Here is a 2,771-nt window from a genome sequence, read left to right on the forward strand (position 1 = left end):
GTCAGTGCCTGTGCCTCAACCCCAGTGAACCTCTTTCATCCTGTGTGGCAGGGGTGAAAGAGGTTCAGTGAAGAATCCTCGGCGGGAAACGAGGAGGGAGCGGGAGTATGACGCCATGCTGTCCTACGTCTACCGCGTGACGAAGTACGATCCCGCCGACCGTGACGAACACGGGCACTACACCGGCGCCGAGCCGGCGATCAGCGACCACGGACCGGTCGAAGCCGCCTACCTGCAAGCGGTCGCTGCCTTCGCCGAAGCCATCGGCGTCGACCAGTTGGCCATCCGCGAGCCGGAGATCAGCGGGTTCGCCCACTTCGGCCTGGAGCCGCCGGTGGACGGCTACGGTCTGGCCGGTCTCTTCCCGCACGGCCTCGCTGGTTTCCATGACGGGGCGGTGGTGCCGATCGCGGTCGGCTTGGAAATCGTCCGGGCCATGCTCCGTGACAACGGCGCGTGGTGCCGCTTGGAGGTGGAGGGAGTATGCGCGGTGCACGTCGGCTGGGACCAGTACCTCTACGTCGGCAGCAGTCGGCCCTGCGAAGCGGCATTGGCCCGAACGCGCTCGCTCGGGCTGTTCCCGGAACGCCTGGACGCCTCGCCTTACGACTTCGCCCCCCACGACCCCCAGCACGTGCAGCGCCCGGCCGACGCCGACTTCTGGGCTCGCCTGCACTGGACGGTCAGCGCGCACCGCGCCACGTTCCTGGAGGAGACCTACGCCGCGAACGCCTCCCGGTGGCACCGCCTCACCCGTGACAACATCGAGGCCGTGCGCTGCCGGCTGACCCCACGTGCACAGTTGGCGGTCTGGCCGGACCTGCTCACAGACGTCGACACGGCCGTGGCCTCGCTGCCCGACGAGGGCCTGGTGGAGATCATCTGGGAGGACGAGGACGGGCAGATCACCAGCACGGTCGTGGACGAGACCCAGTTCGAGGCAGTGACCTCCCAGCTCGCCAGCGCGCGTGCTGCTGGCGCCGTATCCATGTATGCCGGTGAACATCTCCCACTGTTCACCGCCGTACTGTCCGACAGCGACGGTGTTCTGCGCGCACGCTGGCAGACCGAGCCGACGCCCAGCGACCGGGACTGGGCTTTCCTGAAGACCCTGCGGCGCGGTCAGGTTGTCACCGGCACAGTGACGTCCATCGCCAGCTTCGGCGTCACCTTCGTGGACATCGGCGGCTTCACCGCGATGATCAACATTCCGGAGCTGTCCTGGCGTCCCTTCAACCACCCGTCCGACATCGTCAGCGTCGGCCAGGAGATCACGGCCGAAGTCCTCGACGTCGACATGGCCCGGGAACGGGTGCCGCTGTCGCTCCGAGCAGTACAGGAGGACCCCTGGCCGCAGGTAGCGCAGCGGATCGGGCAGGTCGTCACCGGGCCGGTCACCAAGATCGTGCCGTTCGGCGTCTTCGTACGCATCGAAGACCGAGAGGACGGCTTCGAGGGGCTGGTGCACACCAGCGAGCTGGATGAATCGCCCGAAGACGTCATCGAGGTCGGCGACGCCCTCACCACGAGGATCATCGATGTCGATCTCGCGCGCCGCCGCATTGCCCTATCGCATGTCCAGGCCCTTGCCGCTAGTACAGAGGACCAGCCGCATGCCTGACGACGAGACGAATCCGATGCAGGCCCGAGTTGGACGAGGCACTCGCGCAGCGCGACGCGACTCGGCGCGAGCTCGGCGATCTGCGCGCGTGGCTCTGTAGGGAACTTGGAATCCTGCGCCGGGAACCGGGACCCGAAGGACTGACTGTCCTGAGCGTCGCGTCCGACAAGGAGATCGTCGCCGCTGTTGCTCAGCTGCGGGCCGAGATCGATGCCCTCAAGCAACCCAGCGACGGTACAGACCCGCGCTGGTCGCAGATCGACTACCTGATCTTGGAGGGGCGCAGGATTCAAGCCCTGCAGAGGATTCGTGAGGAGTTCGGCGGCGGCATTCACGATGCGCTCGACCTGCTGAACCACCGCTACATCCGCCTACATCAAGACCGATCAGAAGACTTCACCACCGGCAACTGATTGCGGTTCGGTAGAAGCAGCTGGCTCGGCTACGGCGCTGGCGCCGTTCAGGGCTCGCCCCAACGGGTGAGATGCAGCAACGCCCTGATTACGTAGAGCTACTTGCCGCTCATGGCAGCTTCGGGAGTGCAGGGCCGTACACCTCGCTCATCGATCGCTCTCCTTCGCGAAGAAGACCGCCGTTTTTCGCAGCACCTCGATCGTCTCCGCCTGCTCGGCGGCCGGCCTCCGCCGTCGGCGCGGCTCTTCGCGCCCGGCTGTCGTCAGCTCTCCTGGAGCCTTCTGCTCACGGTCGACCGTGTCCTGCTTGACCCAGTTCCGCAGTCCTGCTGTGCTGACCCCGATCTCCCGGGCTGCCTCGGTGACGGTCCTTCCGGAAGGGCGCACGAGCGCGGCCGCGTCCCGTTTGAACTCCTTCGTGTACTGCCCTGCTTAGGCTGCTCTTGCTTCCCACCTGGCACTTCTTCCTCTGGAACCTCACGTCCCGGTCTCCAGGTGTCCGCGGTCAAGGGGAAGGTTCACTCTCGACGGCCACCCGATGTGCGTGCGCACCCGCTGACCTGCTAGTGTCCTCTTCGCCTCAAAAACTTGTTGACACGGGTTGAACGGGGCGGCAGAATTGAGAAGTTGCCTAGAGCTGGACACTTCCGGCGGCAGCGGCTAGAGTCTGCTCGCTTCTCCAAGCAATCGACACGTCGATTCGTAAGAAGCCACTCCTGATGATTCAGAAATGGTTG

General features: G+C 65.5%; 2 protein-coding genes and 1 pseudogene. 2 read left to right on the forward strand and 1 reads right to left on the reverse strand.

Going from position 1 to position 2,771, the window contains the following annotated elements; genetic code table 11:
* Window positions 1-115 precede the first annotated feature (115 nt).
* Together N4G66_RS44980 and N4G66_RS44985 are read left to right on the forward strand one after the other, a co-directional pair.
* Window positions 116-1,621 (forward strand): S1 RNA-binding domain-containing protein, encoded by a 1,506-nt coding sequence (locus N4G66_RS44980; protein WP_261710124.1) that lies wholly within the window; start codon window positions 116-118, stop codon window positions 1,619-1,621.
* A 29-nt stretch (window positions 1,622-1,650) separates the two neighbouring features.
* Window positions 1,651-2,034, forward strand: coding sequence for a hypothetical protein (locus tag N4G66_RS44985; protein ID WP_261710125.1), 384 nt, complete (start codon window positions 1,651-1,653; stop codon window positions 2,032-2,034).
* Window positions 2,035-2,181: 147 nt separating this feature from the next.
* Here the strand turns inward: N4G66_RS44985 and N4G66_RS44990 are convergent.
* Window positions 2,182-2,448, reverse strand: a pseudogene (locus tag N4G66_RS44990) (transposase); the annotation flags it as partial.
* Window positions 2,449-2,771 lie beyond the last annotated feature (323 nt).

Source organism: Streptomyces rhizosphaerihabitans, assembly GCF_025399795.1.
GTDB classification, from domain to species: Bacteria; Actinomycetota; Actinomycetes; order Streptomycetales; family Streptomycetaceae; genus Streptomyces; species Streptomyces rhizosphaerihabitans.

Excerpts from the sequence above, each read along its gene's own strand:
- N4G66_RS44980 (WP_261710124.1), top strand. The coding sequence starts at position 116 with ATGCTGTCCTACGTCTACCGCGTGACGAAGTACGATCCCGCCGACCGT.